Origin of the sequence: Paragemmobacter kunshanensis, from assembly GCF_011059185.1 — a bacterium.
Taxonomy (GTDB): domain Bacteria; phylum Pseudomonadota; class Alphaproteobacteria; order Rhodobacterales; family Rhodobacteraceae; genus Paragemmobacter; species Paragemmobacter kunshanensis.
The window spans coordinates 127072-150392 of record NZ_JAALFE010000002.1 but is presented as its reverse complement, the minus strand read 5'-3'; the positions used below and the strand labels follow the sequence as shown (position 1 = coordinate 150392).

The window sequence follows — 23321 nt, the reverse complement described above, 5'->3', positions numbered from 1 at the left end:
CGCGGCCCCCGCCACCGTAAGGCGGGGTTCACCCCGCCACCCCCCCAAAACCACCGTAAAGGTAGGGCGGGGTTCACCCCGCCACCCCCCCCAAACCACCGCAAAGGTAGGGCGGGGTTCACCCCGCCACCCCCCCGCCCCCCTCACATCTCCATCCCCACCACCGGGATCAGCGACAGAACCAGCAACCCCGCCATCCCCCAGTTGAACAGCCGCAGCCGCCCCGGCCCCTCCAGCCAGCGCCGCAATCCCTGCCCCGCCGCCGCCCAGACCGCGACCGACGGCAGGTTCACCAGCGCGAACACCCCCGCCACCGCCGCATAGGCCCCGACCGAGGGCGCAGGCACATAGGCCGCCACCGCGCCCAGCGCCATGGCCCAGGCCTTCGGGTTCACCCACTGAAACGCCGCCGCCTGCAGGAAGGTCATCGGCCGCCCCGCCGCGCGCCCCTCGCCCGGCGCGCCCGACCGCGCGATCTTCCAGGCCAGCCACAGCATATACCCCACCGCCGCGACCTTCAGCGCAGTCAGCGCCAGCGGATGCGCCAGGAACACCCCCGCCACCCCCAGCCCCACCAGAAACACCATCACCGAATGGCCGACCGAAATCCCGATCATATGCGGCACCGTCCGCCGCAGCCCGAAATTCACGCCCGAGGCCAGCAGCATCATGTTGTTCGGCCCCGGCGTGACCGAGGTGACGAAGGCAAAGCCCAGCAGGGCAAGGAAAAGCTCATATGTCATGGCGCAATTCCTGCCACGAAACCCACGCCGCAGGATTGCAAATGCAGCGCAAAACGCACATGATCCGCAACAAATGACGAAGATTGACAGTATAAACGCCCGGATATTGCAGGAACTTCGCCGCGATGGCCGGATCCCCAACCTCATCCTCGCCGAACGCGTCGGCCTCTCGCCCTCCGCCTGCCTCCGCCGCGTGCAGGACATGGAACGTTCGGGCCTGATCAAGGGCTACCGCGCCGTCCTCGACCCCGTCCAACTCGGCATCGGCTTCACCGCCTATGTGACCGTGGGCCTCAACACCCATACCAAGGCCAGCCAGGAGGCCTTCGAACGCGCCATCTCCCGCGCGCCGCAGGTCACCGAATGCCACAACATCACCGGCACCGTGGAATATCTCCTCCGCGTCGAATGCACCGACCTCGCCGCCTACAAGCACTGGCATACCGATGTGCTGGGAACCCTGCCGCAGGTGCAATCCATCACCACCTTCGTCGTCATGGGCAGCCCCAAGGACGACCGGGCATAGCGCCCACCCGGAGCGAAGCCCCGCCCCTGTGCAGCCACGCACCCTTAACCACGTCAGCGCAGCCAAACCTGCCCAAACTTGTATGCACGCCCATCTGCACCAGCCGCCTGCACCGGCTGTTGCACGCCCCAAATCGCCAAGCTCTTGGTCTAATGGGCAAAAACGCCCTCCAGCGTCGGGAATCCCTTAACCTCGATCGGATTGCCCGAGGGATCGCGAAAGAACATCGTCCATTGCTCGCCCGGCTCACCCTCGAACCGCACCTGCGGCTCCAGCACGAAATCCACCCCCGCCCCGCGCAGCCGCCCGGCCAGCCGCTGCCAATCCGGCAGATGCAGGACCAGCCCGAAATGCGGCATCGGCACCAGCTTTTCGCCCACCCTACCGGTTGCGGCATTGAGAAACGGCTCCCCAAGATGCAGGCTCAACTGATGGCCGAAGAAATCGAAATCCACCCAGGTCGGCGCCGACCGCCCCTCGGCACAGCCCAGCACCCCGCCATAAAAGGCCCGCGCCGCCTCCAGATCGGTCACGTGAATCGCCAGATGAAACGGTGTCGGCATCGCTTGTCCCCCCAGTCTCCGCCCGGCAAGACTATTCTCCTCCGCAGCCCCGGCAAGACGCAAAATAAGTTCCGCCAAACTCTTGGAAATGCGGGCAAATCCCCTTAATTCCTGCCCCCCCTTCACAGCCCGGGCGGCTTCCCCTAGGCTCCCGCCATCACAATCCCAGGGAGGGGAAGACCATGTCAGACAACCGCCCGCTTGCCTTCGAAACGCTTCAGATCCACGCCGGAACCGCCCCCGATCCCGCCACCGGCGCGCGTCAGGTGCCGATCTACCAGACCACGGCCTATGTGTTCCGCGACGCCGACCACGCGGCAAAACTCTTTAATCTGCAAGAGGTTGGCTATATCTATTCGCGGCTGACGAACCCCACCGTCTCGGCGCTCGCGAACCGCGTCTGCGCGCTGGAAGGCGGGGCGGGGGCGATCTGCTGCTCCTCGGGCCATGCCGCGCAGATCATGGCGCTTTTCCCGCTGATGGGGCCGGGCAAGAACATCATCGCCTCCACCCGTCTCTATGGCGGCACGATGACCCAGTTCAGCCAGACGATCAAACGCTTCGGCTGGTCGACGAAATTCGTCGATTTCGACGACCTCGCCGCGCTCGAGGCCGCGGTGGATGATGACACCCGCGCCATCTTCTGCGAATCTATCGCGAATCCGGGGGGTTACATCACCGACCTTGATGCCGTCGCGGGCGTGGCCGACAAGGTCGGCCTGCCGCTGATCGTGGATAACACTTCCGCCAGCCCCTATCTCTGCCGCCCCATCGAACATGGCGCGACGCTGGTGGTGCATTCCGCCACCAAATACCTCACCGGCAACGGCACCGTCACGGGCGGTGTCGTGGTCGACTCGGGCAAGTTCGACTGGTCCAAGTCCGGCAAGTTCCCCTCGCTCTCGGAACCCGAACCCGCCTATCACGGGCTGGCCTTCCACCCGGCGCTGGGGGCCATGGCCTTCACCTTCCACTCCATCGCCGTGGGCCTGCGCGACCTTGGCATGACGATGAACCCGCAGGGCGCGCATTACACGCTGATGGGAATCGAAACCCTGTCGCTCCGGATGGACCGGCATGTCGAAAACGCCCGCAAGGTCGCGGAATGGCTGGAGAAAGACCCCCGCATCGACTATGTCACCTATGCCGGTCTGCCCTCGTCGCCCTACCACCACCGCGTCGCGCGCATCTGCCCCAAAGGGGCCGGCGCGCTGTTCACCTTCGCGGTCAAGGGCGGCTATGACGCCTGCGTCAAGCTGATCGACAATGTGAAACTCTTCTCCCATGTGGCGAACCTTGGCGATACCCGCTCGCTCATCATCCATTCGGCAAGCACAACCCATCGCCAACTGTCGGAAGAGCAGCAGGTCAAGGCAGGGGCAGCGCCGAACGTGGTGCGCGTCTCCATCGGGACCGAGAATGCCGATGACATCATCGCCGATCTCGATCAGGCACTCGCCAAGGCAACCGCCTGATCTGCAACGAAAAGGGGCGCCACCCGGCGCCCCTTCCCCCGCCCTTACTGGGCAATCTCCCAGGTGATGGTGACATTCGCCGTCACCCCCACCTCGCCGCCCTCTACCGGAACCGGCGCATCTGCCATGGCGGCCTCCATGCGGTACATCGGCATCGGCGGCGCATAGCCGCCCCCCTCGCTGATCGAAACGATCCGCCCCAGCCCCACGCCCGCAGCCCCCGTCAGCAACTCTGCCCGCGCCCGCGCCTTGGCCACCGCTTCCTTGCGCGCCTCGTCCATCGCAGGCTCCGGCTCGGCCAGCCCAAAGCTCACGCCGTTCAGCGTATTCGCCCCATCCGTGATCGCCGCATCCAGCACCCCGCCCAGTTTTGCCAGATCGCGCACCCGGATCTGCAGCACGTTGGTCGCCACATAGCCCTGGATCATCGGCATCGAGGATCCGTCGCTGTTCGACCAGTTCGGGTTCAGGTTCAGCGTCGATGTCTGGATATCCCGATCCTCGACCCCGGCCGCCTTCACCCGCTCCAGCACCGCCGACAGCGCCGCCGTATTGGCCGCCATCGCCTCTGCCGCCGTGGCCCCCTGCGACGTGACGCCAAGGCTGACCGTCGCGATATCGGGCGCGGCGGTGACGACGCCTTCCCCTGTCACGGTGATTGTGGCGGGGCTTTGGGCGTTTTCGGCCAGAACGGGCAGCGGGGCAAGGCCCGGCACAAGCAGGGCCGCCGAGATGCAGGCCACCGACAGAATGCGCATTGTGAAGATCCTCTCTGATGCGATCGGCCCTTTGTCCACCCAAGCGCGCGCTGCGGGCAAGTCAGGAAAGCGTGTAGTCTCCTTCCCTTCGGCAAAAACCTGCTGTAGGAAGTTGCTCAGCCGCCGCCTTGCATTCCCGCCCTCCCGGAAGCTGTGCTAGACCCGCCCCATGAAGCCGAACTTCGCCCTGAACTTCACCGATGACAGCATCGCGCTGCTGCACCGCACGAAACGCGGCTGGGCCGAAATCGGCAGCACCGCCTTCGATGTCGATGACCTTCCCGCCGCCCTTGCCGCGCTGAAGGCCAAGGCCGAAACGCTCGCCCCGCAAGGCTTCTCGACCAAGCTTGTGATCCCCAATTCCCAGATCAAGTATCTGGACATCCCCGCGCCCGGCCCCGATCAGCCCAGCCGCGAGGCCCAGATTGCCGCCGGTCTGGAAGGCCAGACCCCCTATGCGGTGGCCGAACTGGTCTGGGATCACGTCGCCGGTCAGGATAGCGCGCAGGTCGCCGTGATCGCCCGCGAAACCCTGGACGAGGCCGAAGGCTTTGCCATCACCCATGGCTTCAATCCCATAGCCTTCGCCGCCAACCCGCCCGAAGGCAGCTTCGAGGGCGAGGTCTGGTTCGGCCCCACCGGTTTTGCGCAAAGCCTGCTCAAGCCCGGCGAAAGCGTCGAACGCGACCACCCCCCGCGGCAGGGCACCGCCAAGGCCACATCCGCGGCAGAACCGGAGCCCGCGCCAGAGCCTGCCCCGGAACCCGCTCCTGAACCGGATCCGCTGCCGGAACCTGCGCCGCAACCCGCCCCCACGCCCGGGCCCGCACCGGAACCCGCGCCCGAAATCCTGCCCGAACCCGAGATCCAGCCCGATCTGGAACCTCAGGGCATCCCCGGGCCGCCCGTCGAAATTCCCGAACCCGCACCGATGGAGATTCCCTCCGGGCCGCTGGACTTCGTCACGACGGCCCCCCCCATGGCCCATGACGCGCCGGTGGATCCGGCCCGCATCGCGGCCACCCTCAGCGCAGGCGACCCGCCCGCAGCCGCGCCCGCTTCGGTGATCGGCGCGGATATCCCGGATGCCGACGAAGCGCCGATCGCGCTTGACGTGCATGACGATGCCACCGACACGGCGGTTGCCGAAACCCCGGCCAAAGGTGGTGCAGCCGGGGTCGCCAGCACCCGGATTGTCGACCCTGCCGTCGAGGATGACCTTCCCCCGATGCCCTCGGGTGCCGCTCTTGCGGCCTTTGGCAACCGCCTCGGCAAGGGTGACACGCCCGCTCCGGCGGCCACGCGGCCTGTCGTGGCGGCCCCCCCGACTGATGCGGATCGCAATGCCGCCCGCGCAGGCGGCAAGGCCGGGGCCGAACGGACGCCCGGTCTGCGCCCGCCACCGAAATTCTCTTACGAAACCCCGGGTGAGAAACCGGCCAGTCCCGCCACAAAGGCGCTGCGCGGGATGGCAGGCATGGTCACCGCACCCACGATTCCGGGTGGCAAGCGGGCCAAGGTCACGGCTTCGGCCACAACCGCCTCTGCCGATGGCGGCGCGGCCAGCGCCGCAGCCGCCACGACTCGCGCGCAATCCGGCCTCGGCACACGCCCCATGCCCGTGCGCGGCAAGCCGCGCCACCTTGGCCTGATCCTGACCGGGCTGCTTCTGATCATGCTGGCGCTCGCTGCGGGCCTCTCTTCCTTCTATGTCAGCTGGAACAGCACCGATGACGGCAGTGCCGTCGAAACGGCTGATGGGACCACGGCGCCGGATGCCCAACTGCCCGCCCCTGAAGACGAGATGCTGGCCGATCTGCAGGAAGAGGATTCCGCCGATCCCGCGGCCCCCGCCACAGCCGAAGCAGAAGTCGCCGCCGATACTGCCCCCGAGGGTGAAGCCGCCACCACAGCCGAAAACGCGGCTGAGGCACCGGCCCCCGAGGCTGCCACCGCCGATGCCACCGGGGCCACGGCCCCCCCCCGATCGGAACCGGCCCCTGCCACGGTCATCGCGGGCGATCCCGCCCCGGGCAACCTGCCGGGAACCGAGACGCAGGACGAGATCTTCCTCGCGGCCTCCGACACGCCCCCCAGCCCTGTGGATGCCGCGGCCCTGCCGCCGCCTGCGGCACGGGCCGATCTGCCGCCCGCGGCACAGGCCCCGCCCCCGCCCTTCGGCACGGTCTACCAGTTTGACGAAAACGGCCTCATCAGACCAACGCCCGAAGGGATCGCAACCCCCGAGGGCGTTTTGCTCTTTGCGGGCCGCCCGGAACTGGTGCCCCCCTCACGCCCCGAGGCGATCACGGCCGCCGCCGCTGCGCAAGCGGCCGCAGCGCCCACGGCTCTTGCCTCGCAGGCTGCCGCCGATGCTGTCGCGCCCGCCGAAGAACCGGCCGTCATCATCCCCGCCGATCCTGCGCTGGCTGATGCCCGCCCCCTGCCGCGCCCGGCCGGTCTTGCCCCAGAACCGCAGCCGCAGGACACCGCCACCGATGACGGCGCATCCCTCGCGCCCGAGGATGGCTCGCGGATTGCCGGCATCCGCCCGGCCCTGCGTCCTGCAAGCATCGTGGCAGAAAACGCTGCAAGCGGCCTTCTGTTGCCCGCTTCGGCCAGCACCAGCGGCAACCTCGCCCTGATCGCCCCGGATGGCGCGGGCAGCCCCATCGGACTTGCCATTTCGCGCAGGCCCGCGGCCCGCCCCGATGACATGGCCAGCGCCGTGGAAGCCGCCGTCGCCGCCGCCATCCGCCTGCCCGATCCCGAACCGCCCGCAGCCGAGATCACCCCCGAAACCGAAGAAGAACCGGAACTCGCCGCCGCCCCGGCGCCGCGCATTCCGTCTTCGGCCAATGTCGCCAAGCAGGCCACGATCCGCAACGCGATCGACCTGCGCGACATGAACCTGATCGGCGTCTATGGCACCTCGGCGGATCGCTACGCGCTCGTCCGCAATCCGAACGGGCGCTATATCAAGGTCTCGGTGGGCGACCGGCTGGATGGCGGCCGCGTCGCCGCCATCACCGCCTCCGAACTGCGCTATGAAAAGCGTGGCCGCATGGTCGTTCTGGCCCTTCCCAACAGCTGACGCCTGCTGCATTCCGCTTTGACCAGTTGCAGTCCGGCGGCACCTCGGCGCAAGATCGCGCCGTAACGTCAACGTGAAATCAGGGCTGCGGCATCAGCGTGGAAGGCTTTCTTCTCGAAGCCAGCATCTATCTTGGCGCGGCGGTGCTTGTCGTGCCGCTGGCCATGCGATTTGGTCTTGGTTCCGTCCTCGGCTATCTGGCGGCGGGGATCCTTGTCGGGCCCGTCTTCGGCATGGCCGGGGCCGATACCGCCGACCTGCAGCACTTCGCCGAATTCGGCGTCGTGCTGATGCTGTTCCTGATCGGGCTGGAACTTGAGCCGCGCACGCTCTGGGACATGCGCCACAGGTTGCTGGGCCTCGGCGGGGCGCAGGTCATCCTCAGCGCAGCCGCCATCGCGGCCCTGGCAGCGGTGGCAGGCCTCGCCTGGCAGGTTGCCCTGACACTGGGGCTGATTCTTTCGCTCTCCTCGACCGCGATCGTGCTGCAGACATTGAACGAAAAGAACCTGATGCGCTCGTCCGGGGGGCGGGCCTCGTTTTCGGTGCTGCTCACGCAGGACATCGCCGTCATCCCGATGCTGGCCTTCCTGCCGCTGCTGGCCCTGCCAGCCCTGACCGGCCCCACGGCCGACATCTTCGGCATCACCAATCCCGGCGATCAGGCCGACCATTCCGCCGGCAGTTCTGCCGAGCCGCTGATGACGCTGGTCGACCAACTGCCCAACTGGGCCACAACCCTGCTGACATTGGCCATCGTTGGCGGCATCGTCCTTGCGGGGCATTTCCTGTCACGCCCTGTCTTCCGCTTTGTCCATGCCGCCCGCCTGCCCGAGATGTCGACCTTCATCTCGCTGCTCATCGTGCTTGGCATCGCCTTCCTGATGATGCTTGTCGGGCTTTCCCCCGCCCTCGGCACCTTTGTTGCCGGCGTCGTCCTCGCCAACTCCGAATTCCGCCACCAGATCGAGGCCGATATCAAACCCTTCAAGGGCCTGCTCCTCGGTCTTTTCTTCATGACCGTGGGCATCGGGATCGACACCCGCACCCTGTTCGACCAGCCCGTCACCATCCTGTCCCTCACCCTCATCCTGATCGCGGTCAAGGCGGCGGTCCTCTTTGCCATCGGCTTCGCCTTCCGTCTGCGTCGGCATGATCTCTGGCTCTTCACCCTTGGCCTTGCCCAGGCAGGGGAGTTCGGCTTCGTCCTGATCAGCTTTGCCCGCCAGCAAGGCATCCTCTCGCTCAACCAGGGCCAGATCGGCCTCTTGGTCATCAGCCTGTCCATGCTGCTGACACCCGCTCTCTTCATCCTGTATGAACAGCTTGCCCGCCGGATGCGCAGCCGCACGCCGGAACGTGCCCCCGATCAGATTGATGAAAAGGGCCGCGTCATCGTGGCCGGGATCGGCCGCTTCGGGCAGGTCGTGAACCGTCTCGTCCGCATGTCCGGCCTGTCCACGGTGGTTCTGGATTCCGACATGGCCACCATCGAAACCATGCGCCGCTTCGGGGTGAAGGGCTTCTTCGGGGATCCCGCCAACCCCGCCCTGCTTGACGCGGCTGGCCTGCAAGAGGCCGCGGTCCTCGTCGTCGCCGTGGATGACAGCGTGAACGCCACCCGCATCGTCCGCTATGCCCGCAGCCAGCGCCACGACATCCATATCGTGGCCCGTGCGCGCGACCGTGTGCATGTCTATGAACTCTACCAGGCCGGGGCCGATGACATCGTTCGCGAAACCTTTGACTCCTCCATCCGTGCGGGCCGCTATGTCCTGGAAAACATGGGATTCACGGAATACGAGGCGGCCAAGCTCTCGCAGACCTATTTCAAGGTCGACCGTGCCGCGATGCGCGATCTGGCCAGCCTCTGGGTGCCGGGCCAGCCGGTGCATCTGAACGATGCCTATGTCGCCCGCGCGCGGCAGCTTGACCGCGATCTCGAACTCGCCCTGACCGACGAGTTGCATGAAACCAACCCGATGGCGGGCGAGGATGTCCCCGCCCCCTTCATCGACACGGCCGAGGAAGACGCCCTCGCCGATCCGGCCCCCCGCGCGGAAACGGCCTAGGCGCCAGAGACACCGGCCTCGGCAAAGGTGGCCATGCCCGAATGGCAGGCCAGCGCGCCCTTGACGATGCCCAGCGCCAGCGCCGCCCCCGATCCCTCGCCCAGCCGCAGGCCAAGGTCCAGAAGCGGTGCCTTGCCCAGCGCCGCCAGAAGCCGGGAATGGCCGCCCTCCGCGCTGACATGCCCCGCGACGCAATGATCCAGCGCGCCGGGCACCGCCCGTTCCAGCACGGCAGCCGAGGCCGTGCAGATGAACCCGTCCAGAACAACCGGCACCCGTTCCACCCGCGCGCGCGCGATCGCCCCCGCCATCGCGGCCAGTTCCCGCCCGCCCAGGCAGCGCAGCACCTCCAGCGGATCGCCCAGCGCTCCCGCATGCAGCGCCAGCCCCCGCGTCACGGCATCCGCCTTGCGTGCGAGGCCGGCATCATCGACGCCCGTGCCCCGGCCCACCCAGCCGGAGGGATCCCCCCCGAACAGGGCCGCCGCCAGCGCCGCCGCAGGCGTCGTGTTCCCGATCCCCATTTCACCCGTCACCAGCACATCGGCTGCTGGGTTCACCGCCTCCCATCCCGTCCGCAGCGCCGCGACGACCTCTGCCTCGGTCATCGCAGGCCCGGTCGTGAAATCCTTCGTCGGGCGCTCCAGTTCCAGCGCATGCACCGCCATCTCTGCCCCGAAGGCGCGGCTCAACTGGTTGATCGCCGCCCCACCGGCCCGAAAATTCGCCACCATCTGCACCGTCACTTCCGCTGGAAAGGCCGAAACCCCCTGCGCCACCACCCCATGATTGCCCGCAAAGACAAGAACCTGCGGTCGCTCGCAGCGCGGGCGGTCCGTCCCCTGCCAGCCAGCGAACCAGATCGCCAGATCCTCCAGCCGGCCCAGCGCGCCCGGGGGCTTTGTCAACTGCCCATTGCGCGCGGCGGCACCGGCCATGGCATCGGCATCCGCCCCGGGGGCCGCCGCCAGCAGGGCGCGGAATTCGGAAAGCGTGGAAAAGGAATGGGTCATCTGCAATCTTCCGTCGTTGAAGCCTGGGCTGCGCTTGGCTAACCCTTGGCACCGCCAAAGGCCAGCCGGGAAAGGACACCCCCATGACCAACCGCGACACTGCAAGCCTCGCCCTGGCCGACCTTGCCGCCGCCTTCTCGCTCTTGACGCGCCTGCCCGTCCCGGCCTCGCAGGGGGCACCCTCTCCGCGCGCAGCCTGGGCCTGGCCTGTGGCAGGCGCGGCCGTGGGCGCACTCGCGGCGCTGGCCACATCTGCCGCACTGGCCCTGTCCCTTCCCGCCGGGGTTGCGGCCGCCCTTGCCCTTCTTGTTGCCGCCCTCCTGACGGGCGGGCTGCATGAGGACGGTCTCGCCGATACCGCCGATGGCCTGATGGGCGGCCAGACCCGCGAACGCCGGCTGGAGATCATGAAGGACAGCCGGATCGGCTCCTATGGCACGCTGGCGCTCCTGCTTGTCACGCTGATCCGCTGGTCGGCGCTGACTGCCCTGGTCTCCACCGGCCACCACTGGGCCGCCCTCATCGCCGCAGGCGCCCTGTCACGCGCGCCGATGGCCGTGCTGATCGCCACTCTGCCCAATGCGCGCGGCACGGGGCTTTCGCATCTCACGGGCCGCCCCCCCCGCGGTGCCGTGATCGGCGCGCTGACGATTGCCGCCACCTTTGCCCTGCTCGCGACCGGTGCCACGCTGATCCCCATGCTTCTTGCCGCAGCAGGAACCACGGCCGCCATCGCTCATGCCGCGCGCAAGCGGATCGGCGGCCAGACCGGCGACATCCTCGGTGCCTCGCAGCAGCTCGCCGAAGCCGCGGCGCTTTCACTGGCGGCCGCCAGCCTCGGCTGACAGAACGGGCCGTTGGGCACCGCCCGCGGTCCCTGGTATCGGGCAACACATATCCCCTCCGGTTCCGCCCCTACAGTCAGGGGAACAGGGCAGAAGGAGGAAACACATGCTCGCATCACCGGAAGAGGCGCTTGCCGCCATCGCCCGTCACGCCAAGCTGCCGGGACTGACCTTTGGCAGCGACCGCATCTGCAGCGTCGATCTGGGCAAGGATCTCTGGATCGAGATCGAGGACAAGGCCGAGGATGCGACGATCCGCTTCCACGCCGCACTCGGCTATGCAGGCGATCTTGGCGTCAACGCGCTGCACTTTCTGCTTGAGGCGAATTTCAACGGCAACCGCACTGGCCGCGCCGCCCTTGCCATCAATCCGGCCAGTGACGACGTGACCCTCGGCCAGGCTGTCGATCCCCGCCATTTCACCGCCGACACCTTCTTCGCCGAATTCGAAACCTTCGCCCGCGTCGCCCTGTTCTGGCACGGCCAGTTGCGCGACCTGCCCGAAGACAGCGTCGCCGACGACATCGTCGATACCGACGAAACCATCAATCTCCGGCTCTGATCCGTCACCCCGAACCCGTCAGGAAAGGAAATTCCATGTTCTCCAGCTTCGAAACCACGTCCGCGCAGAAGTCCCGCGACAGCATGGTGATCATTGATCACAGCCATGACATCGAGGGGAACGAACTGAAGAAATCCGACAAGACGTCGATGCGGCCGACCAAAGAGCCCGGCTTCTTCGCGAAGATTTTCACGGCGATCGGCAACCTCGTGTTCGGCACACCCGAACAACGCGAGGCGCGCAGCCTCAAGAAGGCCGAGAAGCAGGTCGACGACAGCTTCGTGTCGATGATGAAAGGGCTTGGCGGCAAGTTCGACGCAGCCAGAACCGCCCGCAACATCGAAACCATGCATCAGGGCCTGAAAAAGCTGAACGGCGGCGAATTCGTCTCTGAAGAGAAACTCAAGAACGCCATGACCGACCGCATGCATTTCGTGAAGGAAGACCTGGTCAACCGGATCGGTCTTCGGGGCGACAGGCTGCACTCCATGTCCAGCGACATGCAGCTCAGGGTCGGCAAGGACATCGCCCGCGCCAATCTGGTCAACTTCAACGCCGAAAGGATGTTTGCCGGCGGCGGCCTGCAGGATGAAAATGATTTCAATGCCTACGAAGGCGTGGGCGAGGTGCAGGGCCGCATCGAGATGACGCTCCAGGTGCTGCGCGATGTCCTGAACATCCCGAACTGACCGACCATCATCACAGCAGGATGCCGCCGGTCCCTTCCGGCGGCATTCCGCATTCCGGCCCGCACCATCCGCATCGCATGTTGCAGCGCCACCTCCCTCGTCGAAAAGATCACGTCCTTCCCCCATTGCACCCAGTTCTGGGAAGGCCACGCCGCAACCCTGGAACCCGAAACCGTCACCCAAGTCCATGTCCTTGGCGCAGACACCATCAATCTCCGGCTCCAGGCCCAGAGACAGGACACAGCCCATGCACTCCAGGTTCGACGTCTCAGGCTCCCATGAAACGCAGGCGCCGCGGCCGCAGGACACGGCCGGAAACGACGGTTCTCCGTCAGCAAATCAAACCCAAGCGCAGCAAAAGCCCGCCCAGCGGGTGGAAGGCCGTCATCACGACGATCAAGAAGTTCTTTGCCCCCAACGCCGAGGTGAAGACCAAACACGAAGACAGACGCGCCGAGGCCACCTTCCTGCCTGATCAATAGCCAGAACAGCGAAGACGGCATCTTCGGGGCGGGGCAGGGAAACTCCAATGGCAACGGGAAAATCAACAAGGGCATTCGCGAAGCTCACCGCGATCTCGACCCCATCCTCACGGCCATCAGAAGCAGCCTCTGATCAAAAGGAAACGGGCCGCAATGCGCTGCGGCCCGTTTCCGTGACTGTCCGGATATCTCAGGCCGCGCGGCTCAGCAGCACGTCATCGACCTTCTTCTGCGCGCCCGCCTCGTCAACGCCCGAAACAGCCGCCACTTCCCGCGTCAGCCGCTCCAGCGCCGCTTCATACAGCTGACGCTCGGAATAGCTCTGCTCGCGCTGGTCATCCGTGCGGTGCAGGTCGCGCACCACTTCGGCGATCGAAAGCAGATCGCCCGAATTGATCTTCTGCTCATATTCCTGCGCGCGGCGCGACCACATCGCCCGCTTCACCCGCGCCCGGCCTTTCAGCGTATCCAGCGCCTTCGTCACCACATCGGGCGAAGACAGCTGGCGCATCCCGATCTCGGTCGCCTTGTGGGTGGGGACCCGCAGCGTCATCTTGTCCTTCTCGAACGAGATGACGAACAGCTCCAGATGGAGACCTGCGATTTCCTGCTCTTCGATCGAGATGATCTTGCCCACGCCATGCGCGGGATACACGACAAACTCGTTAGGGCGGAACTCGGGCTTCTTGGTCTTGGTCATTCAGACGCATCCTCGATGGGATTGCCTGCCTCACGCGACAAAAAGGACGACCGGGCCCCAGTTGGCCCCGGCATACCGGCCAAGTTGTCACAGAAAGACCCCGCTCAGGCGAGCAGCTCTGAGCCAGGCATCAGGCTTCCGTGGTGTATGTAACGGATTCTATACCACAGAATCGCCCTGATTCCAACTGAGTCGAGACCGGGCATGCCGTTCCATTGCGCGCATTTGCCCCGGATTCGGGCAAATATTCGATGGTATTCCGAATCAACAGGGCGGCCATGCCGAATCGGCATGGCAACCGACCGGGTAAGCCGCGCTCAGCTGCCCTCGCCCGCTGCTTCCGAGAAATACTTGCTCAGCTTGTCCGTCTCGCCGTCCCGCGCCTCGGCTTCGGGCAGGGGATCCTTCTTCACGGTGATCACCGGCCACATCTCGGAATACTTGCGGTTGAAGGCCACCCACTTGTCCATGTCCGGCTCGGTATCCGGGCGGATCGCATCCGCGGGGCATTCCGGTTCGCAGACGCCGCAGTCAATGCATTCATCCGGGTGGATCACCAGCATGTTCTCGCCTTCGTAGAAGCAGTCCACCGGGCAGACTTCCACGCAATCGGTGTATTTGCAGGCGATGCAGTTGTCGATCACGACATAGGTCACGGCGGTCTCCTAAAATCCCGGCAGTCTGACTAGTGGGCTTTTGCGCATCATTCAAGCGGGTCGGATGCCGCGTCCCGCTCATCCAGATCAAGGTAGAGCATCTGTGCCTCAGGGGCAGGCCCGCGCCGCAGGCCGAGTGCCAATATCTTCACCACACGGATCCGGCTTGCCTGCGGAAAGGTCAGAACGTCCCCCACCGCCACACCGGCGCCCGGCTTCCGGGTCGGCTGGCCGTTGATGCGCAGATGCCCGCTTTCGGCCATACCGGCGGCAAGGGCGCGGGTCTTGAAGAACCGCGCCTGCCACAGCCATTTGTCCAGCCGAAGCGTTTCGCGCTCCGGCCCGGACCGCGCCCCGATCTTCTGCGCGCCGGGGCCAGCCAAATCAGCCCTTGGTCTTCAGCGCCGCCAGCACGGCAAAGGGGTTGTCCGGGTCGATGGGTTTCTCGGCGCGCGGCGGGCGGGCCTCGAAGGCCTTCCCCCCGCCCGGCTTGCCGCCGTCGCGCCGCTCGGGCTTGCCGCCCTTGCCCTTGTTGCCCCCCTTGAAGCCACCTTCGCGCCGTTCTCCCTTGGGCTGCTCGCCCCCCTCGGCCCGGCGCGGACGGTCGCCCTGCGGCCGCTCGCCACGGTTCGGGCGCTCGCCACCCTGCGGGCGGTTGCCCCCGCGTTCGGGACGCTGAAAGCGCGGCTTGGGTGCCCAGCTGAAGCTGTAGAAGACTTCCATCTCGACCGGCGCATCTTCGGCACCCGCATCCTCTGCCACCGGTTCCGGCTCAGGGGGCGGGGCAAGGACCGATTCCCCTTCGGGGATCGGCGCGGTCGAAACAGGCGTCTCGGGCACGGCCACCGGCTCGGCGGCCTTTACCTTCACCCGCTCGCCCTTCTCGGCCTTGTAGCCAAGGCCCGTCATCAGATCCGCGAACTGCTCCAGCGTCATGCCGGTGATCGAAAGCATGTCCGGGCTCGCCTCGAACCCGGCCCGGCTGTCGCGCGCGCGCAGAAGATCGGCCAGTCGTTCCAGCATGTCGATCCGGATCGCCCGCGCGCCCGCCGGATGATAGCCCGACAGCGTGTAATGCTGCTTGGGCACCTCGGCGATGTTGGGGATCGTCACCAGCCCCGGGGGCGGGCTTTCGGGGAATTCATCCAGCCCGTTCGCAAGCGACCACAGCACCAGCCGCAGCCGCGTCGGCGCGGGTTTCAGAAGCAGCGGCAGGAACACCGTGAACTGCCCGAACCGCACGCCATGCTTGCGCAGCGCGCCCCGCGCCTCCTGATCCAGCGCCTTCACCTCTTCCGCCACCTCGTCCCGCGGCAGCACGCCCAGCCCCTCGACCAGCCGGAAGGCAAAGCCCCGTGCCAGCCCCGTCAGCCCCTCATCCCGGCTCATCGCGGCCAGCGGCTCGAACAGCGCGGCCACCTTGCGATCAATGAAATGCTGCAGACGCCGCTTCACCTTTTCGGCGACATCGGGCCCGGCCTCGTCATCGACGAACCCCTCCACCGACGGGCGCAGCGCCTCGGCCCCCTTCACCAGCTTGCCAACCGCCGTGGTCCCCCACATCAGCCCGCCCTGCTCGGTGAAATCCAGCTCCGTATCCGGCGCGTTGTAGAACCGGTCCGCCCGCAGGTGGAACTCGGGCCGCAGCGCCTGCACCGCCGCCTGCCGCAGCGTGCGCGCCTCCTCCGGCGTCGCCGAGGCGTCCTGCCGGAACCGGAACCCTTCCAGCCGCCCGACGAACTCGCCTTCGACCGTCACTTCGCCCTTGTCATTCACCTCGGCCACGAGGGTCTCCTTCTGCTTCAACCGGCGAAGCAGGACACTGGTCCGCCGGTCAACAAATCGCTGCGTCAGCCGCGCATGCAACGCATCCGACAGGCGGTCTTCTACAGCGCGCGTCTCGTCGCGCCAATGGCTTTCGTCTTCCACCCAGCCCGACCGTTGCGCCACATAGGTCCAGGTCCGGATATAGGCCAGCCGCTTGGAGATGGCGTCGATATCGCCATCCGACCTGTCGATCCGCGCCACCGCCTTGGCCAGCCAGTCCGAAGGCACCCGCCCGGTCTTCAGGAATTCGAAGATCCGCGCCAGCAGCCCCGCATGTTCCGTGGTCGAAGATGACCGGAAATCCGGCACCCGGCACACATCCCACAACAGACGCACATCCTGCGGCCCCTTCACGCGATCCCGAACCTCAGGCATCTCGGACAAGGCCTTCAGCGCGACCACGTCATCGGCATCCCGCGCCCGCGACAGCCAGTCATTCGACGTCGGCGCCTCAAGCGACCGCACCAGCCGCTCGACACTCCCGAACTCCAACCCCGCATTGCGCCATTGCAACTTCTTCACCGGCGCGAAGCGGTGGTTCTCGATGGCGTCGATCATCTCCTCGTCCAGGGGCCGCGCCTCGCCCGTCACGCCGAATGTGCCGTTCTCCACATGCCGCCCCGCCCGACCTGCGATCTGCGCCAGCTCCTGCGGATACAGCGCCCGCATCCGCCGCCCGTCGAACTTGGCCGTCGATGAAAAGGCCACATGCCGGATATCGAGGTTCAGCCCCATCCCGATGGCATCGGTCGCCACCAGATAATCCACATCGCCATTCTGATAGAGCGCGACCTGCGCATTCCGCGTGCGGGGGGAAAGCGCCCCCATCACCACCGCGCAGCCGCCCTTCTGCCGCCGGATCAGTTCGGCAATCGCATACACATTTTCAACAGAAAACCCCACGATGGCACTGCGCGGCGGCATCCGGCTGATCTTTTTCGAACCTGACCACGTCAGCGTGCTCAGCCTGTCGCGCTTGACGAAGCTCACCCCCGGCACCAGCGCGGCAATCGCCCCGCGCATCGTGTCCGATCCCAGGAACAGCGTCTCATGCAACCCACGCGCCCGCAGAAGGCGATCCGTGAAGACATGCCCCCGCTCCGGATCCGCGCAAAGCTGGATCTCGTCCACGGCCACGAAATCCGCCCCGATCTCCAGCGGCATCGCCTCGACGGTGCAAACCCAATAGGCCGTGCGCTCTGGCACGATCCGCTCTTCCCCCGTCACCAGCGCCACGACCGAAGGCCCCCGCAGGGCCACGATCCGGTCATAGACTTCGCGCGCAAGCAGGCGCAGCGGCAGGCCGATCACGCCCGTCCGATGCGCCAGCATCCGTTCGATGGCATAATGTGTCTTGCCGGTATTCGTCGGTCCGAGAACCGCCGTAACCCGTCCGGTCATGGCCATGATCTTGCTGCCCTTACAGGTCCTGCCCGGCGGTGTCTGCTTCCAGTCGCTCTATCGACTCGATTACCCCCTGCAGATGGGGATGTATAGCCAGCGCCGCCCGATAGGCCTCCAACGCCTTCTCGGGCTGCTCCAACTGCTCGAAGATCATGCCAAGGCCGGACAGCGCCCCGAAATGCCGGGGGTTCAATGTCAGCGTGCGCGCGATGTCGTTGACCGAAGGCCCCAGTTCGCCAACCGTGAAATAGGCCGTCGCCCGCGCGTTCCAGCCTTCGGCGAAATCCGGCGCATGGTCGGTCAGCGCGGTGAAATGCTCGATCGCCGCCGCCGCATCCCCTGATTCCATCGCATCCCGCCCGCGCTGCAACAGCAGGTCCATCGCGGGCGATCCCGATTTCGACCATTCGTTCCAGATCTCGCGCTCGATCCGCGATGCGCCCTGCGCATCCGACTCCTTCAGTTCCGCAAAAAGATCATCCAGCGCCGCCGTCTGGGCACCAACTGGCCGCGCAAAAGCCAGCATCGCGCAGAAAACCAGCACGAGTGCCGCAACGACATGATTGTGTAACGGGCGAAGCGCTTTCATAAAACCAAGGTAACGCAACCGCGCGGAAAGGCCAGCCTCCCGCGGTCACGACCAAGCGATGGAGACTGTAAGAATGAGCGACGTGATCGACGCAGCCGTAACCGCCCTGTCCGCCAAGCTGAATGGTGGTTTCGACGGCGTGGCAAAATTCGTGATCCCTGGCGAAGGTGCGATCATGATGGATTCGAACGGCGTCCGCGCCGGGGATGAAGAGGCTGACGTAACCCTCACCGCCTCGACCGAAACCTTCCGCGCGATTCTGGATGGCGACATGAACCCCACCATGGCCTTCATGACCGGCAAGCTTTCGGTGGACGGCTCCATGGGTCTTGCCATGAAGCTCGGTTCCGTCCTGTCGTGACGGGTGCCGCGCCGCTTTTCGCAGACCTCGCCGAGGGGCCATCGGGCGGGCGCGCGCTCTGGTTGCGCACGGCAGATGATAAGCGCATCCGCGCGGCGATCTGGGGCGATGGCGGGCGGGGCACGGTCTTTCTCTTTCCCGGGCGCACGGAATACATCGAAAAATACGGCCGCGCTGCCACCGTGCTTGCGGCCCATGGCTATGTCACGCTGGTGGTGGATTGGCGCGGGCAGGGCCTCGCAGACCGCGCCTTTGCCGACCGCCTGATCGGCCATGTCGGCCAGTTCGACGAATACCAGCGCGATGTCGACGCGCTGCTCGGCCTTGCAGAGCAGGAAGGGTTGCCCCGGCCCTTCCATCTCCTTTCGCATTCCATGGGCGGCTGTATCGGGCTGCGGTCCCTGATGCGCGGGCTGCCCTTTGCTTCGGCGGTCTTCTCGGCCCCGATGTGGGGCATCAGCATGGCGGCATGGTCGCGCCCCATCGCCCATCTCCTTGGCCGCCTGGCCGCGCCTTTCGGGCAGTCTCACCGCTATGCCCCCGGCACCGGGGGGCAGACCTATGTCCTCGCCGCGCCCTTTCAGGGCAATGTGCTGACCACGGATCCCGGGATGTGGGATTACATGCGCCGGCAGGTCATCGCCCAGCCCGATCTGGCCCTTGGTGGCCCCTCGCTCGGCTGGTTGGGGGCGGCGCTTCGGGAATGCGGTGCCCTGGCCGCCCTGCCCGCCCCCTCCACCCCCGCCATCACCGCCCTCGGGACGGCGGAAAAGGTGGTGGATGTCGCCCCGATCCACCTGCGCATGGCCGGTTGGGCCTCTGGTCGGCTGGACATCTATCAGGGCGCGGAACATGAAGTGCCGATGGAAACGCCCGCCCATCGCAGCCGCTTCTTCGATGCGGCAGTCGCGCAGTTCGCCGCCCATCGCTGACCGGTCTCAGGCTGGCCGCGGGGCATACCATGTGCTGCACAGCCGTCTGCACCGCGCGCGGCACCGATTTTCAGATGTTTATCTGGCTGAATCCGTCACGCAGCGCCCGGCTCCAGGCCTCGGACATGGCGCGGAACTGCTCGTCCCCGGCCTCGATCCGGCGGGTATGGGATACCCGGCAGGCATCCCGCTCGATCACGCACAGATCCAGCGGCATTCCCACGGAAAGGTTTGATCTCAATGTGGAATCCATCGACAGAAGCACGGCCTTCTGGGCATCCGCCAGGCTGGTCGACGGCTTGACCACGCGGTCAAGGATGGGCTTGCCGTATTTGTGCTCGCCGATCTGCAGGAAGGGCGTGTCTTCCGTCGCCTCGATGAAATTGCCCTCGGGATAGATCAGGAACAGCCGCATAGCCCCCCCCCGCCGCTGCCCCGCGACAATCATCGATGCGGTAACCCCTTGCATCGCCGACAGTTTTTCGTCGATATCCTCGCGAACCCGGGCCAGCATGTTGCCCACGATCTCGGCCACCTTCAGCATCGTGGGGGCCTTCATGATCGACTGTGTCTCGTCCGCTTCCGGATCTTCGATCGCCTCGCGCAGCCGCGCGATGGTCGTCTGGGTCACCGAAAGGCTCCCTGCCGTCATGATGGCGATGACCCGTTCGCCAGGCTCTTCGAAGTGGAACATCTTGCGATAGGTGGAAATATTGTCGAGCCCCGCATTCGTGCGGGTATCCGACAGCAGCACCATTCCCTCATTCAGCATGAGTCCCACGCAATAGGTCATTTCTTCTTCCCCTTGAACGCGACGACCCTATTGCTGCAAATTCTGGACCGCAACCGTCACGTCAAGGCTTTCGACGCCCAGACCCCGTGCGATCCCGCGAATGGGGGCCGCATCCTGTGCATCAAGCCCCGATCCCAACCGGATATAGCGTTCATCCGGGCAGCAGCGATTTGCAGGATCAAAGCCCACCCAACCCAGGCCCGCCACGTGGATTTCGGCCCAGGCATGCGCGGCCTCATGCGCGGCTCCGTCTGCCGTTGCAAAAAGATAGCCCGAGACATAGCGCGCCGGCAGCCCGATCACCCGGGCGCAGGCGATAAGGGCATGGGCATGGTCCTGACAGACCCCTTCCCCAAGGGCCAGCGCCTCGGCCGCCGTCGTATGGGCATGGGTGGCCCCGGGTCGATAGGCGATGGCATCGGCCACGACAGCCGCAAGCCGATGGGCGCGGGCCAGTGGTCCCTCTTCGGCCAGCGCCGTCTGTGCAAGGGCCGCCAGGGCTGCATCCGCCTCGGTCGGCAGGGTATCCACCAGATAGACCTCGGGTTGGACCATCTCCCGGTGTCCGCGCAAAACCCCTGCCAGATCAAGGGTTTCCACCGTGCCCACGACATGCACCTCGATCTCGCTGACCGGACCTTTCACTGTCCAGGCCTGCACCCGGTCCCCGGCGCCGTCGCGAAATGCCCCGCCCGGGATCCCGTCGGTCACGCTGACCTTCCAGTTTCGCACCTTCTGGCCATCAAAGGCCGATGGTGTCAGGCGGTGGCTTTGCATCACCGCGCGCACCGGTTGATCATAGCGGTAGCGCGTCACATGATCGACAGACAGCAGCATCAGCGCATATCCCCGCTCAGATAGGTTTCGTGGATCAACGACCCCAGCGCCGCCGTCTCGCGAATGAAGCGGGACAGGAAATCATGCAGGCCTTCATCAAAGATGTCGTCCTCGCGCGTTTCACTTAGTGCGACAAGCATTCCCCGCGCCTGCGCCTGGGCTTCCGTCGTTGCCCCGTAAAGACGCGCCAGCCGATCCAGATGCGCAGAAAGGCCTTCGACACAGGTGATCAGCGATCGCGGGCATTGCGGGTTCAGGATCAGGAAATGCGCGATCTTCGCCGCCGTCACCTCGCCTCCATAGGCCCAATGAAAGGCCCGATGCGCCGACATCGCACGCAGCAGCGTAGTCCACTGATAATTGTCGAGGCCGGACCCGACGAATTCCACGCGCGGCAACAGCACGTAATATTTCACGTCCATCAGGCGCGCCGTGTTGTCGGCGCGTTCCAGACTGTAGCCGATGTTCAGGAAATCCCAACCATCGTTGCGCAGAAGCGTGGCCTCGATTGCGCCACGCACCATTGCCGCATGGCGCATCGTCCACTCGGTCAGGCGCGAAAGTTCAAGTTCGCTGCGTGGTGTCCGCTCCAGTTGGCGAAGTTCCTGAAACGCCGTGTTCAGCGCATCCCAGACCTGCGTGGTAAGGGCAGTCCGGACGATGCGCCCATTCTCGCGCGCCGTCGTGATGCAGGATGCAACAGAGGATGGGTTGTCGCGATCGAAGAACAGGAAGCTTTCGATGTTGCGCTGCACCGGATCGCCATATTTCCGGGCAAAGGCATCGGCATTGCCCGATGCCTGCAGCAGCGAATCCCATTCGTTTCGATAGCCCGCGGCCGATGGCAAAAGCGCGATGCGCGATCCCACCTCCAGCAACCGCGCGGCGGTTTCGGCCCGTTCCATGTAGCGGGCGATCCAGAAAAGATTGTCTGCGGTCCGGCTCAGCATGACTGTCTCACTCCGCCAGAACCCAGGTATCCTTGACGCCACCCCCCTGCGAGGAATTCACGACAAGCGATCCTTCCGTCAGGGCGACGCGCGTCAGCGCGCCTGGCACAAGTTCGATACCCTCACCCACGAGGCAATAGGGCCGCAGATCCACATGGCGGGGTGCCACGCCTTCAGCAACGAAGGTGGGCGTCGTTGAAAGCGCCAGCGTCGGCTGGGCGATGTAGTTGCCCGGATCTGCCTTTATCTTCATGCGGAAGGACTCGATCTGGTCCTTCGTCGATTTCGGACCGACCAGCATGCCGTAGCCACCCGATCCATGCACCTCCTTCACGACAAGTTCCGAAAGGTTGTCGAGGACATAGCGCAGGTCCGCCTCCTTGCCGCATTGCCAGGTCGGCACATTCTGCAGGATCGGTTCCTCGCCCAGATAGAAGCGCACCATCTCGGGCACGAAGGTGTAGACGGCCTTGTCATCCGCAACCCCGGCCCCCGGAGCAGAACAGATGCTCACGCCACCCGAACGGTAGACATCCATCAAACCTGGCACGCCCAGCATGGAATCCGGGCGGAAGCAGAGCGGATCAATGAAGGCATCGTCGATCCTGCGATAGACAACATCCACCTTCTTCGGGCCTTCGGTTGTCCGCATCCAGACAAACTCGCCCTCCACGAAAAGATCCTGACCTTCCACCAGTTCGATGCCCATCAGATCGGCGAGAAAGCTGTGTTCGTAATAGGCGCTGTTGAAATGCCCGGGGGTCAGCAGAACGATCGTCGGCTCGTTGGTGCATTTCTGGGGCGCGACGGAAGCCAGGGTTCGCCGAAGGATTTCCGGGTAACGGTCAACAGGTTCAATCCGGTTGCCGCGGAACAGGTCCGGGAACATCCGCATCATGATCTCGCGGTTTTCCAACATGTAGCTGACGCCCGACGGCGTGCGGCAATTGTCTTCCAGCACAAAGAACTCGTCCGGTCCGGTGCGGACGATATCGATCCCCACGATATGGGAATACACGCCCTTCGGGGGCTTCATGCCGACGACGGCCTTCTCGAACGCTTCGTTCTGGTAGACGAGCCTTGACGGAATCCGCCCCGCACGAATGATTTCGCCACGGCCATAGACATCGACGAGAAAGGCGTTCAACGCCCGCGCCCGCTGCTTGATCCCCTTTTCAAGCCTTGCCCATTCCGACGCGGTAAAGACGCGGGGGAACATGTCGAAGGGGATAAGCCTGTCGGGATCCCCGCCCTCGCCATAAACGGCAAAGGTGATGCCGATGCGGCGGAAAAGATCCTCGGCCTCGGCCTGCTTGAGGGTCCGCAGCGAGGCTGGCATGGCGTTCATCCAGTCCTCAAGCCGCGCATAAGGCATGCGCACCTTGCCGCCGTCATACATCTCGTTGAAGTATTGTGACACAACCACCCCCGCACAGCGCTTGGGCCAAGT

At 65.6% G+C, this 23321-nt stretch carries 23 protein-coding genes; 10 read left to right on the top strand and 13 right to left on the bottom strand.

The features are described 5' to 3' along the window. Positions 1 to 143 precede the first annotated feature (143 nt). Entirely contained in the window at positions 144 to 743 is a 600-nt protein-coding gene (locus tag G5V65_RS03120; RefSeq protein ID WP_165046986.1) for a LysE family translocator, read from the bottom strand. A 73-nt stretch (positions 744 to 816) separates the two neighbouring features. Here G5V65_RS03120 and G5V65_RS03115 point away from each other — a divergent pair, with 73 nt between their 5' ends. After that, a complete protein-coding gene (locus tag G5V65_RS03115; protein WP_165046985.1) occupies positions 817 to 1269 on the top strand; it encodes an Lrp/AsnC family transcriptional regulator in 453 nt (150 codons plus the stop codon). A gap of 149 nt (positions 1270 to 1418) precedes the next feature. Here G5V65_RS03115 and G5V65_RS03110 read toward each other — a convergent pair whose 3' ends face one another. After that, on the bottom strand, positions 1419 to 1832 hold the full coding sequence (locus G5V65_RS03110) for a VOC family protein (RefSeq protein WP_165046984.1): 414 nt from the start codon (positions 1830 to 1832) through the stop codon (positions 1419 to 1421). 182 nt (positions 1833 to 2014) lie between these two features. On the opposite strand from G5V65_RS03110, the gene G5V65_RS03105 reads away from it, so the two are divergent. Beyond that, positions 2015 to 3307: an O-acetylhomoserine aminocarboxypropyltransferase/cysteine synthase family protein gene (locus G5V65_RS03105; protein ID WP_165046983.1), complete on the top strand. Its 1293-nt coding sequence runs from the start codon at positions 2015 to 2017 to the stop codon at positions 3305 to 3307. 44 nt (positions 3308 to 3351) lie between these two features. Here G5V65_RS03105 and G5V65_RS03100 read toward each other — a convergent pair whose 3' ends face one another. After that, a complete protein-coding gene (locus G5V65_RS03100; protein ID WP_165046982.1) occupies positions 3352 to 4065 on the bottom strand; it encodes an SIMPL domain-containing protein in 714 nt (237 codons plus the stop codon). A gap of 169 nt (positions 4066 to 4234) precedes the next feature. Between G5V65_RS03100 and G5V65_RS03095 the strand changes: the two genes are divergently transcribed. After that, positions 4235 to 7159: a hypothetical protein gene (locus G5V65_RS03095; RefSeq protein WP_165046981.1), complete on the top strand. Its 2925-nt coding sequence runs from the start codon at positions 4235 to 4237 to the stop codon at positions 7157 to 7159. A gap of 98 nt (positions 7160 to 7257) precedes the next feature. Then, positions 7258 to 9231 (top strand): cation:proton antiporter domain-containing protein, encoded by a 1974-nt coding sequence (locus G5V65_RS03090; protein WP_165046980.1) that lies wholly within the window; start codon positions 7258 to 7260, stop codon positions 9229 to 9231. Here the strand turns inward: G5V65_RS03090 and cobT are convergent. Continuing rightward, positions 9228 to 10244 (bottom strand): nicotinate-nucleotide--dimethylbenzimidazole phosphoribosyltransferase, encoded by a 1017-nt coding sequence (gene cobT, locus G5V65_RS03085; RefSeq protein ID WP_165046979.1) that lies wholly within the window; start codon positions 10242 to 10244, stop codon positions 9228 to 9230. The two genes, G5V65_RS03090 and cobT, sit on opposite strands and share 4 nt — an antisense overlap. 83 nt (positions 10245 to 10327) lie before the next feature. Here cobT and cobS point away from each other — a divergent pair, with 83 nt between their 5' ends. From cobS to G5V65_RS03065, 4 genes are all read left to right on the top strand, one after another. Beyond that, positions 10328 to 11089 carry an adenosylcobinamide-GDP ribazoletransferase gene (cobS, locus tag G5V65_RS03080; RefSeq protein ID WP_165046978.1) on the top strand — a complete coding sequence of 254 codons (762 nt, stop codon included), beginning with the start codon at positions 10328 to 10330 and terminating at the stop codon, positions 11087 to 11089. 106 nt (positions 11090 to 11195) lie between these two features. Further along, positions 11196 to 11651, top strand: a complete 456-nt coding sequence (locus G5V65_RS03075) for a type III secretion system chaperone (RefSeq protein WP_165046976.1) — start codon at positions 11196 to 11198, stop codon at positions 11649 to 11651. Between the two features lie 35 nt (positions 11652 to 11686). Then, on the top strand, positions 11687 to 12340 hold the full coding sequence (locus G5V65_RS03070; protein ID WP_165046975.1) for a hypothetical protein: 654 nt from the start codon (positions 11687 to 11689) through the stop codon (positions 12338 to 12340). 278 nt (positions 12341 to 12618) lie between these two features. Continuing rightward, the gene (locus tag G5V65_RS03065; RefSeq protein WP_165046974.1) at positions 12619 to 12822 is read left to right on the top strand and encodes a hypothetical protein; all 204 of its coding nucleotides are present in this window, start codon (positions 12619 to 12621) and stop codon (positions 12820 to 12822) included. A 190-nt stretch (positions 12823 to 13012) separates the two neighbouring features. Here G5V65_RS03065 and G5V65_RS03060 read toward each other — a convergent pair whose 3' ends face one another. The 5 genes from G5V65_RS03060 to G5V65_RS03040 form a co-directional block, all read right to left on the bottom strand. Further along, positions 13013 to 13522, bottom strand: a complete 510-nt coding sequence (locus G5V65_RS03060) for a CarD family transcriptional regulator (protein WP_165046972.1) — start codon at positions 13520 to 13522, stop codon at positions 13013 to 13015. Between the two features lie 317 nt (positions 13523 to 13839). Continuing rightward, a complete protein-coding gene (fdxA, locus tag G5V65_RS03055) occupies positions 13840 to 14178 on the bottom strand; it encodes a ferredoxin FdxA (protein WP_165046971.1) in 339 nt (112 codons plus the stop codon). A gap of 47 nt (positions 14179 to 14225) precedes the next feature. Beyond that, on the bottom strand, positions 14226 to 14561 hold the full coding sequence (locus G5V65_RS03050; protein ID WP_206526642.1) for an RNA-binding S4 domain-containing protein: 336 nt from the start codon (positions 14559 to 14561) through the stop codon (positions 14226 to 14228). Between the two features lies 1 nt (position 14562). Beyond that, complete coding sequence (locus G5V65_RS03045; RefSeq protein WP_165046970.1) at positions 14563 to 17412, bottom strand: helicase-related protein; 2850 nt, start codon at positions 17410 to 17412, stop codon at positions 14563 to 14565. Positions 17413 to 17425: 13 nt separating this feature from the next. Beyond that, positions 17426 to 17998 (bottom strand): tetratricopeptide repeat protein, encoded by a 573-nt coding sequence (locus tag G5V65_RS03040; RefSeq protein ID WP_165046968.1) that lies wholly within the window; start codon positions 17996 to 17998, stop codon positions 17426 to 17428. Between the two features lie 73 nt (positions 17999 to 18071). Here G5V65_RS03040 and G5V65_RS03035 point away from each other — a divergent pair, with 73 nt between their 5' ends. Both G5V65_RS03035 and G5V65_RS03030 read left to right on the top strand, forming a co-directional pair. After that, positions 18072 to 18359, top strand: a complete 288-nt coding sequence (locus G5V65_RS03035) for an SCP2 sterol-binding domain-containing protein (RefSeq protein WP_165047224.1) — start codon at positions 18072 to 18074, stop codon at positions 18357 to 18359. After that, positions 18356 to 19291 carry an alpha/beta fold hydrolase gene (locus tag G5V65_RS03030; protein ID WP_165046967.1) on the top strand — a complete coding sequence of 312 codons (936 nt, stop codon included), beginning with the start codon at positions 18356 to 18358 and terminating at the stop codon, positions 19289 to 19291. The genes G5V65_RS03035 and G5V65_RS03030 overlap by 4 nt, the downstream gene beginning before the upstream one ends. Positions 19292 to 19361: 70 nt before the next feature. Here G5V65_RS03030 and G5V65_RS03025 read toward each other — a convergent pair whose 3' ends face one another. Genes G5V65_RS03025 through G5V65_RS03010 form a run of 4 tightly spaced genes read right to left on the bottom strand, consistent with a single transcriptional unit; the run spans position 19362 to position 23270 of the window. Beyond that, on the bottom strand, positions 19362 to 20084 hold the full coding sequence (locus tag G5V65_RS03025; RefSeq protein ID WP_165046966.1) for a proteasome-type protease: 723 nt from the start codon (positions 20082 to 20084) through the stop codon (positions 19362 to 19364). A 27-nt stretch (positions 20085 to 20111) separates the two neighbouring features. Then, a complete protein-coding gene (locus G5V65_RS03020; protein ID WP_165046964.1) occupies positions 20112 to 20921 on the bottom strand; it encodes a transglutaminase family protein in 810 nt (269 codons plus the stop codon). Then, complete coding sequence (locus G5V65_RS03015; RefSeq protein ID WP_165046962.1) at positions 20921 to 21871, bottom strand: alpha-E domain-containing protein; 951 nt, start codon at positions 21869 to 21871, stop codon at positions 20921 to 20923. The genes G5V65_RS03020 and G5V65_RS03015 overlap by 1 nt, the downstream gene beginning before the upstream one ends. A gap of 7 nt (positions 21872 to 21878) precedes the next feature. Then, the gene (locus G5V65_RS03010; RefSeq protein ID WP_165047222.1) at positions 21879 to 23270 is read right to left on the bottom strand and encodes a circularly permuted type 2 ATP-grasp protein; all 1392 of its coding nucleotides are present in this window, start codon (positions 23268 to 23270) and stop codon (positions 21879 to 21881) included. Positions 23271 to 23321 lie beyond the last annotated feature (51 nt).